The 20,229-nt window shown below is 71.4% G+C and carries 18 protein-coding genes; 10 read left to right on the top strand and 8 right to left on the bottom strand.

Annotation, left to right across the window (positions count from 1 at the left end; translation table 11 throughout):
* The first annotated feature begins 232 nt into the window (after window positions 1–232).
* The 3 genes from ABZ321_RS00615 to ABZ321_RS00605 all read left to right on the top strand — a co-directional run bounded on the left by ABZ321_RS00615 (window position 233) and on the right by ABZ321_RS00605 (window position 2,704).
* Window positions 233–1,933, top strand: a complete 1,701-nt coding sequence (locus tag ABZ321_RS00615) for an ABC transporter substrate-binding protein (protein WP_344503010.1) — start codon at window positions 233–235, stop codon at window positions 1,931–1,933.
* 51 nt (window positions 1,934–1,984) lie between these two features.
* Complete coding sequence (secG, locus tag ABZ321_RS00610) at window positions 1,985–2,242, top strand: preprotein translocase subunit SecG (RefSeq protein WP_344503009.1); 258 nt, start codon at window positions 1,985–1,987, stop codon at window positions 2,240–2,242.
* A gap of 123 nt (window positions 2,243–2,365) precedes the next feature.
* Complete coding sequence (locus ABZ321_RS00605) at window positions 2,366–2,704, top strand: RNA polymerase-binding protein RbpA (protein ID WP_344503007.1); 339 nt, start codon at window positions 2,366–2,368, stop codon at window positions 2,702–2,704.
* A 474-nt stretch (window positions 2,705–3,178) separates the two neighbouring features.
* On the opposite strand, the gene ABZ321_RS00600 is transcribed toward ABZ321_RS00605, so the two are convergent.
* From ABZ321_RS00600 to tkt, 6 genes are read right to left on the bottom strand one after another with little or no spacing between them, the layout of a single operon-like run.
* Complete coding sequence (locus ABZ321_RS00600) at window positions 3,179–4,078, bottom strand: 6-phosphogluconolactonase (protein WP_354888166.1); 900 nt, start codon at window positions 4,076–4,078, stop codon at window positions 3,179–3,181.
* Window positions 4,075–5,100, bottom strand: a complete 1,026-nt coding sequence (locus ABZ321_RS00595) for a glucose-6-phosphate dehydrogenase assembly protein OpcA (protein WP_354888163.1) — start codon at window positions 5,098–5,100, stop codon at window positions 4,075–4,077. The genes ABZ321_RS00600 and ABZ321_RS00595 overlap by 4 nt, the downstream gene beginning before the upstream one ends.
* A gap of 22 nt (window positions 5,101–5,122) precedes the next feature.
* A complete protein-coding gene (gene zwf / locus ABZ321_RS00590) occupies window positions 5,123–6,640 on the bottom strand; it encodes a glucose-6-phosphate dehydrogenase (RefSeq protein WP_344503004.1) in 1,518 nt (505 codons plus the stop codon).
* A 5-nt stretch (window positions 6,641–6,645) separates the two neighbouring features.
* On the bottom strand, window positions 6,646–8,379 hold the full coding sequence (locus tag ABZ321_RS00585) for a glucose-6-phosphate isomerase (protein WP_354888160.1): 1,734 nt from the start codon (window positions 8,377–8,379) through the stop codon (window positions 6,646–6,648).
* 56 nt (window positions 8,380–8,435) lie between these two features.
* A complete protein-coding gene (gene tal / locus ABZ321_RS00580; RefSeq protein WP_354888157.1) occupies window positions 8,436–9,545 on the bottom strand; it encodes a transaldolase in 1,110 nt (369 codons plus the stop codon).
* A gap of 32 nt (window positions 9,546–9,577) precedes the next feature.
* Window positions 9,578–11,719, bottom strand: a complete 2,142-nt coding sequence (gene tkt / locus ABZ321_RS00575) for a transketolase (RefSeq protein WP_344503001.1) — start codon at window positions 11,717–11,719, stop codon at window positions 9,578–9,580.
* A 449-nt stretch (window positions 11,720–12,168) separates the two neighbouring features.
* Between tkt and ABZ321_RS00570 the strand changes: the two genes are divergently transcribed.
* The 6 genes from ABZ321_RS00570 (at window position 12,169) to ABZ321_RS00545 (ending at window position 17,427) form a co-directional block, all read left to right on the top strand.
* Entirely contained in the window at window positions 12,169–13,155 is a 987-nt protein-coding gene (locus ABZ321_RS00570; RefSeq protein ID WP_344503000.1) for a heme o synthase, read from the top strand.
* A gap of 301 nt (window positions 13,156–13,456) precedes the next feature.
* The gene (locus tag ABZ321_RS00565) at window positions 13,457–13,780 is read left to right on the top strand and encodes a hypothetical protein (RefSeq protein WP_344502999.1); all 324 of its coding nucleotides are present in this window, start codon (window positions 13,457–13,459) and stop codon (window positions 13,778–13,780) included.
* A gap of 24 nt (window positions 13,781–13,804) precedes the next feature.
* Window positions 13,805–14,719 carry a hypothetical protein gene (locus ABZ321_RS00560; protein WP_354888957.1) on the top strand — a complete coding sequence of 305 codons (915 nt, stop codon included), beginning with the start codon at window positions 13,805–13,807 and terminating at the stop codon, window positions 14,717–14,719.
* On the top strand, window positions 14,716–15,552 hold the full coding sequence (locus tag ABZ321_RS00555; protein WP_354888154.1) for an undecaprenyl-diphosphate phosphatase: 837 nt from the start codon (window positions 14,716–14,718) through the stop codon (window positions 15,550–15,552). The genes ABZ321_RS00560 and ABZ321_RS00555 overlap by 4 nt, the downstream gene beginning before the upstream one ends.
* Window positions 15,553–15,583: 31 nt before the next feature.
* Entirely contained in the window at window positions 15,584–16,210 is a 627-nt protein-coding gene (locus ABZ321_RS00550) for a fibronectin type III domain-containing protein (RefSeq protein ID WP_354888151.1), read from the top strand.
* A gap of 449 nt (window positions 16,211–16,659) precedes the next feature.
* On the top strand, window positions 16,660–17,427 hold the full coding sequence (locus ABZ321_RS00545) for a TIGR03089 family protein (protein ID WP_354888148.1): 768 nt from the start codon (window positions 16,660–16,662) through the stop codon (window positions 17,425–17,427).
* Window positions 17,428–18,075: 648 nt separating this feature from the next.
* Here ABZ321_RS00545 and ABZ321_RS00540 read toward each other — a convergent pair.
* Window positions 18,076–19,233: a lyase family protein gene (locus ABZ321_RS00540; RefSeq protein ID WP_354888954.1), complete on the bottom strand. Its 1,158-nt coding sequence runs from the start codon at window positions 19,231–19,233 to the stop codon at window positions 18,076–18,078.
* 211 nt (window positions 19,234–19,444) lie between these two features.
* Window positions 19,445–19,759, bottom strand: a complete 315-nt coding sequence (locus ABZ321_RS00535; RefSeq protein WP_344502995.1) for a hypothetical protein — start codon at window positions 19,757–19,759, stop codon at window positions 19,445–19,447.
* Between the two features lie 88 nt (window positions 19,760–19,847).
* Here ABZ321_RS00535 and ABZ321_RS00530 point away from each other — a divergent pair, with 88 nt between their 5' ends.
* On the top strand, window positions 19,848–20,213 hold the full coding sequence (locus ABZ321_RS00530; RefSeq protein ID WP_344502994.1) for a VOC family protein: 366 nt from the start codon (window positions 19,848–19,850) through the stop codon (window positions 20,211–20,213).
* The last annotated feature ends 16 nt before the right edge of the window (window positions 20,214–20,229 follow it).

Below are 20,229 nucleotides of genomic sequence, written 5' to 3'. Positions count from 1 at the left end.
AGTTCAGAACACAGCGTCGCGCGGTCCGGATCCGGGCCGCGCGACGCTGTTTTGTATCCCACCCCCGGTTCCGCCCGGCATGAACGCCGCCTAAAGTGGCCTGGTCCGCAGCCCCGACACCGGGTTGCCGGACACGCTCGCGCACAGCGCGGGCAGCCCCGCGCCGGACGCGGGAGCAACAGCCAGGGCCGCCCGCCACGAACGGGCCGACCATGACGAGTGGGGACCGAGCATGCTCGCTAAGCGTTTCGTCGCGTCGTTGGCCGGCCTGTCGCTGCTCGCGACGGCGGCCTGCAGCGACGCCGGCGCCGAGAACCGCCCGCAGCCGCCGAAGACCGGCGGGACCCTCCGCGTCGTCGTCAGCGCCATGCCGGCCCACCTGGACCCACAGCGCATCGCGACCGCGACCGAGGCCAACATCAGCCGCCTCACCACCCGGACGCTCACCACGTTCCGCTCCGAGCCCGGCGAGGCCGCCAGCGAGATCGTCGGTGACCTCGCCACCGACGCCGGCCGCCCCAGCGAGGGCAACCGTGTGTGGGACTTCCAGCTCAGGGACGAGCTCCGCTGGGAGGACGGCACCCCGATCACCTGCGCCGACGTGAAGTACGGCGTGGAGCGCAGCTTCTCGAGCCTGTTCTCGGTCGCCCAGCCGTACCCGAAGACGTACCTCGCCGGCACCGAGAGCTACGCGGGCCCGTTCGTCGGCGGCAACAACAACGGCAAGGGCCTGCAGTCCGTGCAGTGCGTCGACAACCGCAACATCAAGTTCACGCTGTCCCAGCCGGTCGGCGACTTCGGCTACACCGCGGCGATGTCGGTGTTCGCGCCGGTCCAGGCCAAGCAGGACACCAAGGGCGAGTACGACAAGAAGCCGTTCTCCAACGGCCCGTACAAGCTGCAGGAGAACACCGACCAGCAGCTCGTGTACGTCCGCAACCAGTACTGGGACCGCAAGACCGACAGCGTCCGCAAGGCGTACCCGGACAAGATCATCATCCAGGCGAACGGTGACCTGCCGACCGTCACGTCGAACCTGATCCAGAGCGAGGGCGACTGGGCCGAGACGATCGACCTGGACAAGAACGTCGCGCCGAACTTCGTGCAGCAGGTCGTCAACGACTCCGGCCTGTCCGCACGGGCCGTGCAGGGCAGCTACGGCGGCATCCGGTACCTGTCGGTCAACACCAAGCGCATCCCCGAGCTGGACTGCCGGCGGGCGCTGGTCTTCGCCTTCAACAAGCGGAAGTTTCGCGCGGCGATGGGCGGCTCCGTCTTCGGCGACTACGCCAACACGATGATCGCCCCGCAGCTGAAGGCCCACAAGGACTTCGACCTGTACGACAGCACCGCCAACGTCGAGGGCAAGCCGGACGTGGCGTTGAAGCTGATGGACGACCAGCGGAACAAGGGCAAGCCGTGCGCCGCGACGCTCACCCTGGCGATCCCGGAGCAGAAGGACATCCGCCGCCTGGCCACGACGATGGTCGAGACGTACCAGCAGATCGGCATCCAGCTCAAGGTCAACGGCATCGACCCGGAGACGTACTTCGACGTCATCGGCAACCCGGCCAACACCAACGACCTGCTCTGGGCCGGCTGGATCCCCGACTGGGCCAACGGCTCCGCGGTCATCCCGCCCCTGTTCGACGGCCGCCTCATCCCCACCAAGGCGAACGCGACCAACAACCAGAACTACGCCCTGCTCAACGACGCCGAGATCAACAACGACATCACGGCGGCGCTGGAGGAGTCGGTGCCGGAGCGCCAGTTCCTCCTCTGGGGCGAGCTCGACGAGAAGATCGCGAGCAGGGCCGCCGCGATCCCGATCATCTACATGAAGGCGCTGCGCATGTCCGGCACGAAGGTCCGGGGCGGCTTCATCCACCCGCAGTTCGGCCAGCCCGACCTGTGTGCCCTGGGCCTCGCGTAATCCAGTAAGCTTCGGCGGTAGCTTTCCGCCCACCGAGAGGACGACCGCGCCATGACGGCGTTCGCCTACACCCTGATCGTGCTGCTCATCATCACGAGCGTGCTGCTCACCATGCTCGTGCTGCTGCACCGCGGCAAGGGCGGTGGCCTGTCGAGCATGTTCGGCGGCGGCGTCTCGTCCAGCCTCGCCGGCTCGTCGGTCGCCGAGAAGAACCTCGACCGCTACACGCTGCTGGTCGGCATCATCTGGTTCGCCTGCATCGTTGGTCTTGGCCTCTGGCTGAAAATTGTTCAAAACGGTGGTGCCTGAGCACGCTCCGCGTTCTAGACTCATGCGCGCGGTCCGTTTGACGGGCCGCGCGCAGGTGTTTTTCGCCCACACTCCTGCCTCCGCACGACGTCGCACCCCCCCGACGAACAGGAGCGAGCAGCCGTGGCAGCTGGTAACGCCATCCGCGGGACCCGAGTTGGTTCCGGCCCCATGCGTTGGGCCGAGCGCGGTGAGCAGGCGGCCCGTCGCAGCGTCACCTACTGGTGCGCCAACGGTCACATGACCGAGCCCGCCTTCGCCGCTGAGATCACGCCCCCGGCCACCTGGGACTGCCCCCGGTGCGGGCTTCCCGCCGGCCAGGACGAGCAGGCGCCGCCGGAGCGACCGCGCGCCGAGCCGTACAAGACCCACCTGGCCTACGTGAAGGAGCGCCGCTCCGACGAGGACGGCGAGGCCATCCTGGCCGAGGCCCTGGCCCGCCTCCGCCAGCGTCGCGCCTGACAAACCCCGGCCCGAGCCACGTTGCCGTCGTGCCGATGGCGTACGCCATGATCCGGAGCCTATGGCGACAAGAACTCTTCCGGATCATGAGCAGGACGCCCCAGTCGCGGTGCTGTCCGCTGTGATCCGGAAGAGTTTGTGCTGTTGGGGCGACACAAAGTCTTCCGGATCACGAGAGTCGACGGCCCGAGCCGCGTTGCCGTCGTGTCGGTGGCGTACGCCGTGATCCGGAAGACTTGTTGCGCCTTTGGCGACAAGAACTCTTCCGGACCATGAGGAGGACGCCCCAGTCGCGGTGCTGTCCGCTGTGATCCGGAAGAGTTTGTGCTGTTGGAGCGACGCAAAGTCTTCCGGATCACGAGAGTCGACGGGCTGAGCCGTGTTGCCGTCGTGCCGGCGGTGTACGCCGTGATCCGGAAGACTTGTTGCGCCTATGGCAGCAAGAACCCTTCCGGATCATGAGGAAGGCGGGCGTCAGGCGGGGAGGGAAGCGGCGGCGGCGCGGTCCAGGAGCCAGAGGGTCCGGTGTTCGCCGCGGACGCGGGCGGCGGGGAGGGCGGCCGGTGTGGCCGTGTGGGCCTCGCGGACCGCGTCGGCCTTGCCGTCGCCCGCGGCGATCAGCCAGACCTCGGCGGCGGTGTTGATGGCCGGGAGGGTCAGCGTCACGCGTACCGGTGGCGGCTTCGGGCTGTCGTGCACCGAGGCGGTCGTGCCGGTCTCGTCGATGACCGGGTGGCCGGGGAACACCGACGCCACGTGGCCGTCCTCGCCGACGCCGAGCAGCACCACGTCGAACCGCGGCAGCCCGGCAGTGCCACCCGACTCAGCGGACCCGGCAGGCTCGATCGACCCGACGGCGGCGGCGGCGTCAACGGCGGCCATACCGGCCGCCGCGAGTCCGGGTGCGCCCGCGGCAGCCGCGGCCGCGCCCGCCGCTCCGAGGCCCGCCGCACCGCCGCCGACAACGCCACCGGAAGCGCCGGCGGAGGCGGCGAGTTCGCGGGCGTAGGACGCCGCCGCGGCGGGGGCGTCGTCGCCGAGCGGGCCGTCGGAGGCGGGCATCGGGTGGACGCGGGCCGGGTCGACCGGCAGGCCGTCCAGCAGCGCCGCCCTGGCCTGGGTCTCGTTGCGGTCGGGGTCGCCGGACGGCAGGAACCGCTCGTCGCCCCACCAGAAGTCGACCCGCGACCAGTCGACGGCGTCGCGGGCCGGGTTGGCGAGGACCGCGGCGTAGATCTGCGCGGCGATCCGGCCGCCGGTGAGGACGAGGGACGCGACGCCCCGCTCCGCCTGCGCGTCCGTGAGCCGGACGATCAGGCGGGCGGCGGTCGCCTCGGCCAGCAGTTTCGGGTCATCGTGAATGACGACGGTCATGAAGCGACGGACTCCAGGGACGAGGGGGACGAGGGCGTAGCGGCCTCCGGGCGCTCGGCGAGCGCCGGGTCCTTCCAGATGTGCACCCGCGGCGCCCCGCGCTCGTCGAGGTGCTGCTTGCCGGTGGCGGCGGCGAGCGCGGCCGCGTACGGCTGGTCGGGGTCGAGGCGGCGCAGCTCCTCGGCCAGCTCCTCGCCGAGCGGGCGCCGGCTCAGCGGCAGGATCCGGTCGGGCTGGCCGGTGCGCTGGAGGGTGGCGATGCCCGCGTTCAGGTCGCGGATGAGGTTCATGCTGCTGCCGTCGGCGAGTTCCAGGTTCACCGCCTCCATGATCTTGCCGGAGCCGGGCTTGCGGGTCGGGTGGACGCCGAGGCGGGCCTCGAGCCAGCCGCCGAGCAGCGGCGCCGTGGGGTCGAGGTCGGGGGCGATGATCTCGACGGACCTGACGCCGACCCGGGTCGCGTCGAAGGCGCCGGCGAGCAGCGTGCGCCACGGGGTGATCCGTGACCAGGCCAGGTCGGTGTCGCCGGGCACGTAGTCCTCGGCGCGGATGCGCAGCGCGTCCACGGGGTCGGGTGCCTGGGCGCTGTCGGTGATGCGGCGGTCCGCGACGACGCCCAGCGGGTCGTACGCGATCCGCTCCGGCGGCGTGCACTGCCACCAGGTCACCACCGGCACGTCCGGGGCGAGCAGCGGCATGACGACCGACTCGGCGTGCAGCGCCAGGCGGCCCTGCATGCGCATGACGACGGCCTCGCACGGTCCGAGCCGCCCGCCGACGACGATCTCCGCGTCGAGGCGGGACCGCTGCTGGGTGACGTCGGCGCGCACGATGATGAGCAGCCGGCACGGGTGCGCGGACGCGGCGATGGTCGCGGCGGCCTCCGCCTCCCGGACCTGCCGCTCGTCGACGACGGCCACGAGGGTGAGGGCGAGGCCGCTGGTGAGCCCGCCGGCGCTGCGCCGCTCGTTCGCCAGGGCCTTCACGACCTCGATGCCGGTGGTGTCCCAAAGTCCGATCATGACCAGTCCCCTTCGAAGAAACCTAGGCCCGGCGCCAGGCGCGGCCCTCGCGGGCCAGCATCTCGTCGGCTGCTCGCGGCCCCCACTCGCCGGCGCGGTACGGCTCAGGCGTCGAGCCCTTCCACGCCTCCTCCAGGGGGTCGATGACGTTCCAGCTCGCCTCGACCTCGGCCGAGTCGGGGAACAGGGTCTTGTCGCCGACGAGGACGTCGAGGATGAGCCGCTCATAGGCTTCAGGCGAAGCGTCGGTGAACGCCTCGCCGTACTGGAAGTCCATCGCGATGTCGCGGACCTCCATGGTCGTGCCGGGCACCTTCGAGCCGAACTTCAGCATCACGCCCTCGTCGGGCTGCACCCGGATGACCAGCTGGTTGTGGCCGAGCATCTCCACGTCGGCCTGGTGGAACGGCAGGTGGGGCGCCTTCTTGAACGAGATCGCGAGCTCCGTGACGCGGCGCGGCATGCGCTTGCCGGCGCGGATGTAGAACGGGACCCCGGCCCAGCGGCGGTTCTGGACGCCGAGGCGGATCGCCACGTACGTCTCCGTCTTCGACTCCGCGGGGACGTCCTTCTCCTCCAGGTAGCCGGGGACGCGTTCGCCGGCGACCCAGCCGGTGAGGTACTGCCCGCGGACCGTGTTGGTGAACACGTCGGTCGGCACGGTGATCGCGTTGAGCACCTTGAGCTTCTCGGTGCGGATCGCGGTCGCGTCGAACGCCGTCGGCTCCTCCATCGCGACCAGCGCGAGCAGCTGCATCAGGTGGTTCTGTACGACGTCGCGGGCGGTGCCGACGGTGTCGTAGAACCCGGCGCGGGTGCCGATGCCGACGTCCTCGGCCATCGTGATCTGCACCGAGTCGACGTAGTTGGAGTTCCACACCGGCTCGAACAGGTTGTTGGCGAAGCGCAGCGCCAGGATGTTCTGGACGGTTTCCTTGCCCAGGTAGTGGTCGATGCGGAACACGTCCTGCGCGGTGAACGCGTCGTCGACGAGGTCGTTGAGCTGCCGCGCCGACACCAGGTCGTAGCCGAACGGCTTCTCCACCACGACGCGGCGCCAGCCGCCGGACTTCGCGTTGTCGGACATGCCGGTGCGCTCGAGCTGCTTGAGCACGACCGGGAACGCCGACGGCGGGATCGACAGGTAGAACGCCGCGTTGCCGGGGATGCCGGACTCGTCGTGCAGGTCGTCGAGGGTCTGCGCCAGGTGGTCGAACGCCGCGTCGTCCTCGAACGAGCCGGGCACGAACTTGATGTTGCCGGCGAGGCGCGACCACACCTCCTCCCGCCACGTGGTGCGGGCGCCGTTCTGCGCGGCCTTGCGGGCGAGGTCCTCGAAGTCGCCGTCGCCCCAGTCGCGCCGCGCGAAGCCGAGCACCGCGAAGCTCGGCGGCAGCAGACCTCGGTTGGCCAGGTCGTACACAGCCGGGATGAGCTTCTTGCGGGCAAGGTCACCGGTGACGCCGAAGATGACCAGCGCGCACGGCTCGGGGATCCGAGGCAGTCGCCGGTCCTGCGGGTCCCGCAAGGGATTGGTCATCACACTCACCCTCCGAGGGCGGCCAACAGTTGGTCGATACCGGATTTCCGGTCGGTCAGGTGCAGTCGCAGCAGCGGCCGGCCCCGCTCCAGCAGGACCTGCCGGTCGTCGGCGGCCTCCGCGGCCTGCAGCTCGCCGAACGTGTAGGGGCGTCCGGGGACCCGCAGGTCCTTCGGGACGGCGCCGGTGATCTGGATGACGTTGGTCGCTGATGTACGGCTGGATCCACCGACGCCCGTCGCGGCCTGGACGGACTCGTCGTCCCGGGCGAAGCGGACGGCGCCGCCCCAAGCGAGGTGGACGGCCCGGTCGACCCGGCCGGCGAGTCCGGTCCGCACCCCCAGCGCGGCGGCGTCGGCGGTCCGGTCGAGGTGCGCCAGCACGGTGAGGGCCGCCCCGGGCGGGACCGACCGTGCGAACTCGTCGATCGCCCCGATCAACGTCGTCGCGGTCACGGCTCCGTGGACCTCCACGGCGCCTTCGACGAACGCCGGCACCTGCGGCGGCACCCCGGTGTCGAGCACCCGCAGCACCCCTTCGTGTGACGACGGATCATCACCACCGTGCCCGCCACCGCCGGGCGCCAAACCGCCGGCGGGTGTGGAACCGGCCGCGCCGAAGCCGGCGGGGGAGGAGCGGCCCGGCTCGGCGTCCGCCTGCCCGGTGCCGATCAGCCCGGCGATCGTGAGGGCCTGCTCCCAGACGAGCAGCTGCACCCCGAGCGGCCCGTTGACGGCCAGGTCGGGGTTGATCCCTCCGCCGGGCATGACGCCGGGCACGAGCGGCCCGCCCGTGGTCACGCCGAGGACGTCGGGTCCCTCGTGCCCCCAGCTGCTCGGTGTCTCCAGGACGACCGGCACGGCCCGGGCGCCGGCGCCGTCGAGCAGCGCGGCCACCCATTCGCCGAGCCCCACGAGCCCACTGCCGTCGGCGGCCAGGGCGATCTTGTCCCGCCCCGCGGCGACGGCGGCCGCGAGCGCGGCCCCCAGCGCGACCGCGGGATGCGCGAACCCGGCGTCCCCGGCGGACGCCGACGCTTCCGGCGCACCGGACGGCGCCGTGAACCCGGACGGGGGAGAGAACCCCGCCGACGGCAGGGAGAAGCCGGCGGCCGACGTGCGGCGGGGCGGCTCGGCCAGGGCGAACGCCTGCTCGACGAGCTCGTTGATGTCGGCGCCGGCCAGACCCGCCGGCACCAGGGAGTACGCGGACAGCGGGCCGGGCTGCGCGAGGAACAGCTGCGCGCCCATCTCCAGCGCCGTCGTCGCGAGCGGCGACCCGGGCCGGGTGACGAACACGAACCGCCGCCCGAGGTCGTGGATCCCCTGGTCCTCGAACGCCTGCAGGAACGCCCGGCGGTGGCTGTCGACGGCCAGGGAGACGGAGATCGGCGACGCCGCGGTGAGCACGACCACGGTGCGGTGCAGCGGGCCGGCGACGGCGGCGGCGATGCCGTGCGGGTCGGTGCCGGTCAGGACGGTCAGCGGCACGCCGAGCGTCCGGGCGATCGCGTCGGCGGCGCGGGCCGGCGCCCCGTCGCCGGCGAGGACGACGCGGTCCAGGCTCAGGGCCCGCAGCTCCGTGCGGAGCATGGTGACCCTGGGGACCACGTCGTAGTCGGGGGACCAGTCGAGCGGGGAGCGTGGTAGGGCGCGGGTGTCGATCGCACCGGCGACGGCTGCGGCGCCGAACACCGTGAGTCCGGCCGCAGCGGTGACATCGTCGAGAAGATCAGGCACCCGCACCCCCCAAGAGACGGCCGGCCCAGATGGCCAGCCTACTGAAATCGCGTGCCCTACTTGCCCGCTTCGAGGGCCGTCCGGACGGTCTCGATCATCTCGTTGCCGGAGACGGAGAACTTCTCGACGCCCTCGCGCTCCAGGACCTGCACGACGTCGTCGTAGTCGATGCCGATCGCGGCGAGGTCGTCCATGACCTGCTGGGCGTCCGCGTAGGAGCCGGTGATCGCGTCGAGGCGGACCTCGCCGTGGTCGGCGAACGCGTGGATGACGGCCTCCGGCATGGTGTTGACCGTGCCGGGCGCGACGAGCTCCTCGACGTAGATGACGTCGCGGTACTCGGGGTTCTTCGTCGAGGTGGACGCCCACAGCGGCCGCTGCGGGTGTGCGCCCGCGTCGGCGAGGGCCTGCCAGCGCTCGGAGGAGAACAGCTCCTCGTACTTCTTGTAGGCGAGCTTCGCGTTGGCGATGGCGGCCTTGCCCTTGAGCGCCTTCGCCTCGTCGGAGCCGATCTTGTCGAGCCGCTTGTCGTACTCCGTGTCGACGCGCGACACGAAGAACGACGCGACCGAGCCGATCTTCGCGAGGTCGTGACCGTTGGCCTTCGCCTGCTCGAGGCCGGCGAAGAACGCGTTCATGACCGCCTCGTAGCGCTCCAGGGAGAAGATCAGCGTCACGTTGACGCTGATGCCCTCGGCGAGCACGGCGGTGATCGCCGGCAGGCCTTCCTTGGTCGCGGGGATCTTGATGAACAGGTTGTCGCGGTCGACGAGCCACCACAGCGCCTTCGCCTCGGCGACGGTGCGGGCGGTGTCGGCGGCGAGGCCCGGGTCGACCTCGATCGACACCCGGCCGTCGATGCCCTTGCTGGCGTCGGCGGCGGGCTTCATGACGTCGCAGGCCCAGCGCACGTCATACGTCATGAGCGCGCGCATCGCCTCGTTGACCTGCGCGTCGCGCAGGGCGAGGTCCTTGACCTGGTCGGCGTAGTCCTCGGCGGAGGTCAGCGCCTTCGCGAAGATGGTGGGGTTGGTGGTGACTCCCACGACGTGCTGCTCGCGGCGCAGCTTGTCGAGGCCGCCGCCGCTCAGTCTGGCGCGGGAGAGGTCGTCGAGCCAGACCGCCACACCTGCGGCGGAGAGCTCGGCCAGCCGATCGGAACTCATCGCAGTGCTCCTCTAACTCAGATGCCGATGTCTCAGTTGCCCGTGGTGGTGCCGGTGATCTCGCCGACCTTGGCGAGTGAGGCGTGCGCGGCCGCGACGACCTTGTCGGTGGTGAAGCCGAACTGCTCGAAGAGCACCGTGTGCGGGGCGCTCGCGCCGTAGTGCTCGATGCTCACGGCCACGCCGTGGTCGCCGATGATGTGCTGCCACGACATGGCGATGCCGGCCTCGACGCTGACCCGCGCCTTGACCCCGCTCGGCAGGACCTGCTGGCGGTACGCCAGGTCCTGCTCCATGAACCACTCCTGGCAGGGCATCGACACGACGCGGGTCGGGGTGCCCTCCGCCTCGAGCCGGCGCTGCGCGGCGACGGCGAGCTGCACCTCGGAGCCGGTGGCCACGATGATCACCTGCGGCTGGCCGTCGGAGGCGTCCTTGAGGATGTAGCCGCCCTTGGCGGTGCCCTCGGCCGGCGCGTACTCGTCGCGGTCCAGGGTCGGCAGGTTCTGCCGGCTGAGGGCCAGCGCGACCGGGTGGTCGGTGACCTCAAGGGCCCGGCGCCACGCCCACGCGGTCTCGTTGGCGTCGGCGGGGCGCACCACGGCCAGGCCGGGGATCGCGCGCAGCGCCGTCAGGTGCTCGACCGGCTGGTGCGTCGGGCCGTCCTCGCCGAGGCCGATCGAGTCGTGCGTCCACACGTACACGACCGGGAGCTTCATGATGGCCGCGAGGCGCACCGCGGGCCGCATGTAGTCGGAGAAGACGAGGAACGTGCCGCCGTAGGGCCGGGTCGGGCCGTGCAGCTTGATGCCGTTGAGGATCGAGCCCATGCCGTGCTCGCGGATGCCGAAGTGCAGCGTGCGGCCGTACTCGTTGCCGGGGAACGCCTTCGTGGCGAACTCGGCGGGCACGAAGGACGGCTCGCCCTCCATCGTGGTGTTGTTGCTCTCAGCGAGGTCGGCGGAGCCGCCCCACAGCTCGGGCAGCACCGGGGCGAGCGCGCCGAGCACCTCGCCGGACGCCTTGCGGGTCGCCATGCCCTTCTCGCTGGCCGGGAACTCCGGCAGCGACTTCTCCCAGCCCTCGGGCAGCTGGCCGGCGAAGAGGCGGTCGAGCAGCTCGGCGCGCTCACCGGCGGACTCCCGCCACGCCTCGAAGCCCTTGTCCCACTCGGAGTGCAGCTCGCGGCCGCGCTCGATGGCGCCGCGGGCGTGCGCGAGGACGTCGTCGGCCACCTCGAACGTCAGCGCCGGGTCGAAGCCCAGGACCTGCTTGGTCGCCGCGACCTCGTCGGCGCCGAGCGCCGAGCCGTGGATCTTGCCGGTGTTCTGCTTCTTCGGGGCGGGCCAGCCGATGATGGTGCGCAGCGCGATGAACGACGGGCGGCCCGTCTCGGCCTTCGCGGCCTGGATCGCGTCCCACAGCGCCTGCACGTCCTCGGCGTAGACACCGTCGCCGGCGTCGTGACCGGCACGCCAGTCGACGGTCTGCACGTGGAAGCCATACGCCTCGTACCGAGCGGCGACGTCCTCGCTCTTGGCGACCTTGGTGTCGTCCTCGATCGAGATCTCGTTGTCGTCGTAGATGACGACGAGGTTGCCGAGCTTCTGGTGGCCGGCGAGCGCGCTGGCCTCGTGCGTGACGCCCTCTTCGATGTCGCCGTCGGAGCACAGCACGTAGACGTGGTGGTCGAACAGGCTGTCGCCGGTCGCCGGCTCGGGGTCGAAGAGGCCGCGCTCGCGGCGGGCCGCCATCGCCATGCCGACGGCGTTGCCGAGGCCCTGGCCGAGCGGGCCGGTGGTGGTCTCCACACCGGCGGTGTGCCCGTGCTCGGGGTGGCCCGGGGTCAGCGAACCCCACTGCCGCAGCGACCGGAGGTCGTCGAGGCTCAGACCGTAGCCGGCGAGGTACAGCTGGATGTACAGCGTCAGGCTCGAATGCCCGCAGGAGAGCACGAAGCGGTCGCGGCCGAGCCAGTTGGGGTCGGTCGGGTCGTGCCGCATGACCTTCTGGAACAGCATGTAGGCCGCGGGTGCCAGGCTCATCGCGGTGCCGGGGTGGCCGTTGCCGGCCTTCTCGACGGCGTCCATGGCGAGGACCCGCACCGTGTCGACCGCCCGACGGTCGACGTCGGACCAGGAAAGCTCGGGACCCTTGACCTCTTCAGCGCTCACGGCTGTGCTGCTCCTGTCGAACGAGGGTTTTGTCAGCGTGTTGCGGGGGCTCTTTCAGAACGACCCTACCCACGAATGGGTAGGCCCACGCGCAGTCGACCATGTTTCGGACATCGGCGACACTGCCTGCGGCAACGGTAGTCGATGCCCACCGCGACCTGCACCGGCACGCGACTGCGCGGATGCGCGGAACCGGCGCCAAACCTGGATCGATTCAGCCCTGCGCGAAACTTTTGCTGCGACGGTACAGGCGGCCGCCGCGACGGAGGCGTCCGCCGATGTGGTGGGGTCCCGCTCTGGCCTGCGTTGATCCTGTTCTAGGATGCGAGTGCCCGCCGGTCTCGGCGGGACCCTCGGTCTCGCCCTGCCGCCACGCGCCGTCATCCGGCCGCGGCCCCAAGGCAGGCGGTCCCAGGTGCGGCCGATGCCGGGAAGGTGGCAATCCAGACGTGACGCAGCTCGTCGACCGTGCGGTCTCCCAGAGCGCGTCCGAGCCGGTCCGCCCCACGACGGCAGCGGCACTGGCCCGGGCACAGCAGCAGCAGGCGGCCGGCCGCCGCGCCGGCTTCGGCGCCGTGGTCAAGGCATACGTATCACTGACGAAGCCGCGCATCGTCGAGCTGCTGCTCATCACGACGGTCCCGGCAATGCTCCTCGCGGAGCGCGGCCTGCCGTCGCTGTGGCTGATCGCCGTGGTGCTGGTCGGCGGTTCCCTGGCGGCCGGCGCGGCCAACGCGCTGAACTGCTACATCGACCGCGACATCGACCCGCTGATGAAGCGCACGTCACGCCGCCCGCTCGCCACGCACAGCATCACCCCGCGGGCCGTGCTGATCTTCGGGCTGATCCTGGCCGCGCTGTCCACGGTGCTGATGGCGACGTTCACCAACCTGCTCGCCACGCTGCTGACCGTCGGCGCGATCGCCTACTACGACCTCGTCTACACGATGTGGCTGAAGCGCACCACGCCGCAGAACACGGTGTGGGGCGGCGCGTGCGGCGCGGCGCCGGTGCTGATCGGCTGGGCCGCGGTCACCGGCGGCCTGGCCTGGCCGGCCTGGGTCATGTTCGCCGTGGTCTTCCTGTGGCAGCCGCCGCACTTCTACGCGCTCGCCATCAAGTTCAAGGACGACTACGCCCGCGCCGGCATCCCGATGCTGCCCGTCGTGGCGAGCATGCGGCGCGTCGGGCTGGAGACGGTCATCTACAGCTGGCTGACCGTGGCCGCCTCGGTGGCGCTGTGGCCGTTCGGGATGACGCCCGTCTACGGCGTCGTCGCGGTCGTCGTCGGCGCGCTGCTGCTGCTGGAGGCGCACCGCCTCGACGGCCGGGCCCGCCGCGGCGAGCCGCTGAAGCCGATGCGGCTGTTCCACTGGTCGGTCACGTATCTCACGCTGTTGTGCGTGGCGGTCGGAGTAGACGTCTTCATCCAGTGATCTGGTTGCCGCCGGTGCCGTATCGATACCATCCGGGGGACCCCGGAGGCGCCGCCAAATGTCGAGCTTGAACGTGTCTTGACCCGGAAACGCCCGAATTTTTGGCACAACGCGCCCCAGGGGTCGTGACGTGATGCATGTCTCTCGTTTGCCCCCGGATCTGGGCGCCTGAATATCCGCTTTTAGCTGGTTCTGTCGGGGCAAAACGAACGCCTGGTGAACTAAACCTGTCAGTAACTACGATCACATCAGACCGTCAGTTCACTCCCGAGCGGCGGGTTACCCCTTTAGTGTGGCCGTCATGGCAGATGGTTCCGATACGACGATGACCCTGAGCCGCCCGGTGCCGGGCAGCCTGATCTCCGGCATCAAGTCCTTCGCGGACGACCACGGCGGCGCCAAGGCAGTCATCGAGTACGTCGGCCGGCGCGGTGCTCGCATCGTGCTCGTCGGGGAGGACGGCGTCTGGGGCGACCAGATGGCGGAAGGCACCGACATCGCGCGCTCCGCCTGCGCGCAGGCCGGAGTCAAGATCGAGAATGCCTGGGAGCGCGAGCTGCTCGAGCAGATGCGGCCCAGCAACGACCTCTGGCGCTCCATGGGGCGGCGTGTCCTTTCCCGCTAGGGTCGGTATCTTCGCTCCGTGATCATCGAACAGTCATATTCCGCGACCCGGGCCGGTGCCCGGGTCGCTCTCGTTACCTGCGCCAAACTGCCCGACCTCGACGAGGACGACCAGAGCCTCGTCCCGGCCCTCGCCGCCGCCGGCGTCACCGCCGTCCCCACCGTCTGGGACGACCCGGCCGTCGACTGGCCGTCCTACGACCTCGCCGTCGTGCGCAACACCTGGGACTACCCGGCCCGGCGGGCGGAGTTCACCGCGTGGGCCGCGTCCGTGCCCCGCCTCGCCAACCCGGCCGACGTCATCGCGTGGAACACCGACAAGCGGTACCTCCGCGAACTCCACGACAAAGGCATCCCCATCGTCCCGACGCGGTGGCTCGACCCCGGCGACCCGATCGAGCTCGACGACATCGCCGGAACGGCCGCCGCCGAGATCGTGGTGAAGCCGGCCGTCAGCGTCGGCAGCGTCGACACCGGCCGCTACCGGCTGCCCGAGCAGGCCGACCTCGCCGCCGCGCACGTGCGGCGCCTGCACGACGCCGGACGGCTCGTCATGATCCAGCCGTACCTCGCCGACGTCGACACCGCCGGGGAGACCGCCCTGCTGTTCATCGCCGGCGCCTACAGCCACGCGATCCGCAAGGGCCCCATCCTCACCGGCCCCGACGAGGGCGTCGAGACGCTGTACCAGGAGGAGTCCATCACCCCGAGGACACCGTCACCGGCGGAACGCGACCTCGCCGAACGGGTCCTCGCGGCGCTGCCCTTCGACCGGACCGGCCTGCTCTACGCCCGCGTCGACCTGCTGCCGACCCCGTCCGGCGACCCGGTCGTCATCGAGGTCGAGCTCACCGAGCCGTCGCTGTTCCTGACCACCGCCGAAGGCGCCCCCGACCGGCTCGCCCGGGCCATCGCCGAGCGTCTGACCGGCCGCTCGTGAACATCTTCGAAGCGATCCTCCTCGGCTTCGTCGAAGGACTGACCGAGTTCCTGCCGATCTCCAGCACCGGCCACCTCACGATCCTGGAGAAGCTCCTCGGCTACTCGATCGACGACCCCGACATCACCGCGTTCACCGCGATCATCCAGACCGGCGCCGTCCTCGCGACCGCCATCTACCTGCGGCACGACATCGCCCGGATCGTCCCCGCGTTCTTCCGCGGCCTGTTCGACAAGACCCGGCGCGACAACCTCGACTACCGCTTCGGCTGGTCGGTGATCCTCGGCTCCATCCCGGTCGGGATCGTCGGCCTGCTCTTCAAGGACCAGGTCGAGACGACCCTGCGCAGCCTCTGGTTCGTCGGCGGCGCGCTCATCGCCTTCTCCGGCGTCATGTGGTTCGCCGACCGCGCCGCCACCCAGCAACGCCACGAGACCGACGTCACGTGGAAGGACACGCTCATCATCGGCACCGCGCAGGCCCTCGCCCTCATCCCCGGCGTCTCCCGCTCCGGCGCGACGATGTCCGCGGGCCTGCTGCGCGACTTCGACCGGGTCACCGTCACCCGGCTGTCGTTCTTCCTGTCCATCCCCGCGCTGCTCGCCGCCGGCGCCCTGCAGATCGCCGACGAGCACGACAACATCGCCAGCGGCGTCGGCTGGCCCGCCACGATCACCGCGACCCTCGTCAGCGGCGCCGTCGGCTACCTGGCCGTCGCATGGCTGCTGAAGTTCGTGGCGCGGCACACGTACACCATCTTCATCGTGTACCGCGTCGTGCTCGGCGTCCTCCTGCTCGTCCTCGTCGGCACCGGCACGATCGAGGCGACCTAAGCTTCCCGCCCGGGCCGCCGATGAACACCTTGTGAAACGGCGGCTCGGCGCGGCTCTTGTCCTGGCCTCGGCACTGCTCTCCGGAGTGGCCGGCTGCTCCGTGCTGCCCGGCCTCGGCGGTACCGGCGCCGGCAACACCAACAAGAAGCAGGGCGGCAAGGTGCTGGACCTGCCGCAGAAGACCGTCTACTCGAAGGGCGACGCGGTCAACCCGTCGGCCGGCCTGACCACCGGCGCCCCCGTCCGCGGCCCCCTCGCGTCGATCTCGCCACTGCCCAGGGTCAGCCGCAGCTACCCGACCCCGAGCATGAGCCCGACCGACTGCACCGGCGTCGTGCGCCCCGGCGTCATCAACGGCGTCGAGGTGGTCCCCGGGACCGCGTCCGCCACCGTCAGCTGGTGGAACATCGGCGACCCGTCCATCGTCTCCTACCAGCTGACCGCCATGTCCCAGGAGCTGCTCATCGGCCCGCAACCCGGCTGGACCTGGCAGACCGTCCCGCCCGGCAAAGGCTGCACACGGGTCACGACCACGGTCACGGGCCTGATCTCGCAGACCCCGTACGTCTTCGTCGTCCACGCCGTCCTGAAAAAGTACGAGTCCCTCCCCCCGACCGCTCCCGAGGTGGCCCGATCCGAGGCCGTCACCATGCTGTGATTCCCCCCACCGCTGTGCTTCCGACCCACCGCTGCCGCGGCGGGTCCCGGCGGGGATTCTCACCGCACCCCAATGCGCCGCTCCGCGGCGCACTGCCCGCTCCGCGGCGCACTGCCTCGCGCCGAGGCGCGAGGCAGGGCAAGCGGCGCATGCGCGCCGCATCCGGTGGCCACCGCTCCCGTGGCCCCGAAGGGCTTCGGTAGCCCTGCGGCCAGTCGCGGGGATGCTCATCGGAGTGCGGTGCAGGTGCGGGCGCGCACCGGACCCGGACGCTCCCGCTGCCCCCGAGGCGGCGTTGGTCGACGTCCGCCAAGCGGCTTCTGCGCCATCGACATCGCGGTCTCGGCCGCCTGTGGTAGGAGTGGACCGCGTAAACCCGTCCAGCGCGCCGACGCTGTGGCCGCCGCTCCGAGGCCGGCACTGTGCTCGGACGGGGCTATGGTGTCTCTGTGCTTCCCGAGCTGCTCCCGCCGGCGGGCGTTGCCGGCGCCGACGTGCCGCTGCTCGTCCACTACGAGGCCGACGGCCGGCGCACCGCTCTCACCGCGGCGCAGCTCGGCGGCTGGGCCGCCCGCACCGCAGGCCTGCTGCACGACTGCGGGCTGGGCCCCGGCAGCCGCGCCGCCGCCCTGCTCCCGCCGCACTGGCGCACCGCGGCCGCCCTGCTGGGCGCCTGGTCCCTCGGCGTCACGGTCTCCTTCCACCTGGCCGCGACCGCCGGCCTGCCCGACGTGGGCCCCGACGCGGGCGTGCCGTTCGACGTGGTGTTCGCCGCCCGCGACCGGCTCGGCTCCTGGCTGGAGTCCGTCCCCGACGCCCCGCACCGCTTCGTCTTCGGCACCCCAGCGGCCGGCTCGGTCGGTGGCTCGGCCAGTGGGGACCCACGCGACGTGCTCGGCTACCGCGACTTCGACGCTGCCGTCGCCGCGTACCCGGCGTCCACCCCGGCCCCGGCCCTGATCCGCCCGGGCGCCGCGGCGAGCGGCGACGGCACCACGTACGGCCAGTGGGGCAGCATCGCCCGCGAGCTCGCCGACCGGCAGGACCTCCGCCCCGGCGACCGCGTCGTCGTCGACACCAGCGAGCACGAGCACCCGGTGAAGTGGCTCCTCGCCCCGCTGTCGATCGGCGCCTCGATCATCCTCTGCCCCGGCCCGTCCCACCTCTCCACCATCACCGCCGCCGAGTCCGCCACCCGCGTCTTCGGCACGCTGTAGTTCCCTGCACCGCTTCGCGGCGGCGCCCTTCTCACCCGCACCCCGCTGCACCCCACCCCACCCCACCGCGCCGCGGCGCACGGCCGCGCATACCGCGCCGACGGGGATCGCGCCTGCGCGCCGCATCCCGGTAGCCGCGCTGCATCCCGTAGCCGCATCCCGTAGCCGCGTGCTGCATCCCGGCAGCCACGCGTCGAATCCCGGGTAGCTGCGCGCCGCGTCCCGTAGCCGCGCGTCGGACGCCTTCCGACCCTCCGCGACAGAGCCGGCTGGGATGATCGCGGCTGCGCGCCGTGTCCGTAGCTGCGCCGCGTCCGTAGCTGCGCCGTGTCCGTAGCTGCGCCGCGTCCGTAGCTGCGCCGCGTCCGTAGCTGCGCCGCGTCCGTAGCTGCGCCGCGTCCGTAGCCGGGCCGCGTCCGTAGCTGCGCTGCATCCCGTAGTTGCGCGTCGCATTCCGTAGCCGTGCGCCGGGCGCCTTCCGGCTCCCGCGACAGACGTTGGTCAATGCCCCTGAATGTGGCTTTTGCGTCATCGACGGTGCGCGATCAACCTACAAGATGATCTCTGAATTGGGGGTGGATCGCGCACCGTCTATCCGAGGGGCGCGGCGCGGTGTGGCGGGTCGTGTGGGCGGCGGGCGGGAAGCCGCTAAGGGGACTTCGTGTGTGCCTGGAGGGCGCGGTCCACCAGTACACCGGCGGCATCGGCGGCATCGTCGGCCGTCCCGGACGCGGTGGCGGCGCGGGCCAGGTTGGCGCGCATGACGTCGGGGTGCACGAGGAGCCGCTCCAGGGCCACGCGCAGCCACGACGCGGCCGAGCCGGTGCAGACGAGCAGCTCGCGCAGGGGGCGCCACTCGGCGTGCCAGGCGCCGGCGGCGCGTTCGTGCTCGTGGGCCATCGCGGCGAGGAGGTCGGCGACGAGGCCCGGCGCGGACGCGGCGCTGCCGAGGGCGCAGACGGCGGCGACCGGCTTGCGATCATGCGGCGCCGCCGACGGGCCGGCGGCGACGGAGGCCTCGTCGACCTCGTCCTGCGCCATCAGCGTCAGGTCGCGGGCGATCTTCGCGACGGTCCCGGCGGCACCGCCGAGAGCACCGGCCAGCTCGGCGACGCGGGTGCGTTCGGTGTGCCAGGGCACGACGGGCTCGGCGAGGCCGAGGAGCGTGGCGAGGGACTCGACGACGTCCGGCCCGTCGTCGCCGAACGGGGCGAGGGTCCCGGCCGCGCCGCCGAACTGCACCGCGAGGCGCTCCCGCCGCACCTGTTCGAGCCGGCGGCGGGCGGCGTCGAGGCCGGTGAGCCAGCCGGCGGCCTTCAGGCCGAACGTGGTCGGCACGGCCTGGCGCAGCAGCGTACGGCCGACCATGCGGGTGTCGCGGTGCTCGCGGGCGAGGCGGGCGGCCTGGTCGGCGCAGGCGGCGAGGTCGGCGAGCAGCGGCCGCAGCGCCTGCGCGGCGACGAGCATGCCGGCGGTGTCGAGGATGTCCTGGCTGGTGGCGCCGAGGTGCACGGACGGCCCGGCGGGACCGGCGAGCGCCCGCAACCGCTCGACCAGCGGCACGACGGGGTTGCCGCTGGCGGCGGCGCGGGCACCGAGGTCGGCGGCGTCGAAGTGCTCGGGCCGGGCGCAGCCGGCGATCGCGTCGGCGTCGGCCTGGGGGATGAGCCCGCTGAACGCCTGCACCTGGGCGAGCGTCGCCTCCACCTGCAGCATCGCGGTCAGCCACGCGTCGTCGCCGACGGCGGTCGCGACCTCGCCGCGGGCCAGGACGCCGTCGAACAGGGCGGAGGAGGACGGTTTCATGCTCACCTTGGTGGACTCTATCGAGCAGGCCGGGGGCGCAGACCTACATCGTGAGCTTTCGCAACGCGGCCGGTGCGCCCGTGCGGGGCCCGGGTCGTGGCGGCGGGCATGATCTCGCCGGCGCACCACCCGGGCCGCGGCACGCTTCGCCGGCCTCCGTGCCGGCCACACCCGCATCCGGCCCCCGGATCGCGGACCGGGGGCGGACGCTCTAAAGGAAGTCGGTGAACCCTGGACGGAAGCGGTCGTCGGGCTTGCCGAACGTCGTGAACACCAGCCCGCCGCGCGGCTCCACCCCGGGCAGATGCTCTGTCATGCGCTGCTGCTCAACGACGCATGCCAATGCCTCTTGCAAGTCCGACTCGAGTTGGTGGACCGCCTCTTCGAGGTCCTCTTCCTTGCGTGACCAGTCGATATCGGCCTCGCGAAGCTGCTGACCGGCCAGTTTGGCGATCACGTCGGGGTCGTTGACCGCGACTTCCAGGCGGCAGTAGATCTGCATGATGAGCGGTTCTGGTTGCCCCATTGCAGAATCGTTACACAGGGAGATCCCTGTACAAAGAAAGTGCAGATGAATTTACAGCCCGGCAATAGATGGGGCTAAGGTCTTGCGGATGGTGTCATTTCTCCGCAACGTTGCTTTCGACTGCGCCGACCCGTACGCGCTCGCGACCTTCTGGGCTGACGTCATCGGCCACCCCGTCCACCCCGGCTGTTCGCCGGGCGACGCCGAGGTCGTCATCGAGCCGGAGGACGGACCGAGGTGGTACTTCCAGGCGGTACCAGAGCCGAAAACGCTGAAGAACCGCGTGCACGTGTGCCTCCGGCCCGGCGACCGGGACCGCGACGCCGAGATCGACCGGCTGCTCGCGCTCGGCGCGACCCTCGCCGACGACCGCCGCGAACCCGACGGCACAGGCTGGGCGGTCCTGCAGGACCCGGCGGGCAACGAGTTCTGCATGACCCGTCCACAGTCGTGAAGATCGTGTGGAACTG

The organism is Dactylosporangium sp. NPDC006015 (assembly GCF_040614215.1).
Lineage (GTDB): Bacteria > Actinomycetota > Actinomycetes > Mycobacteriales > Micromonosporaceae > Dactylosporangium > Dactylosporangium maewongense.
Note: the sequence above shows the minus strand (reverse complement) of the source record. Positions and strands in the feature narration are given on the sequence as shown.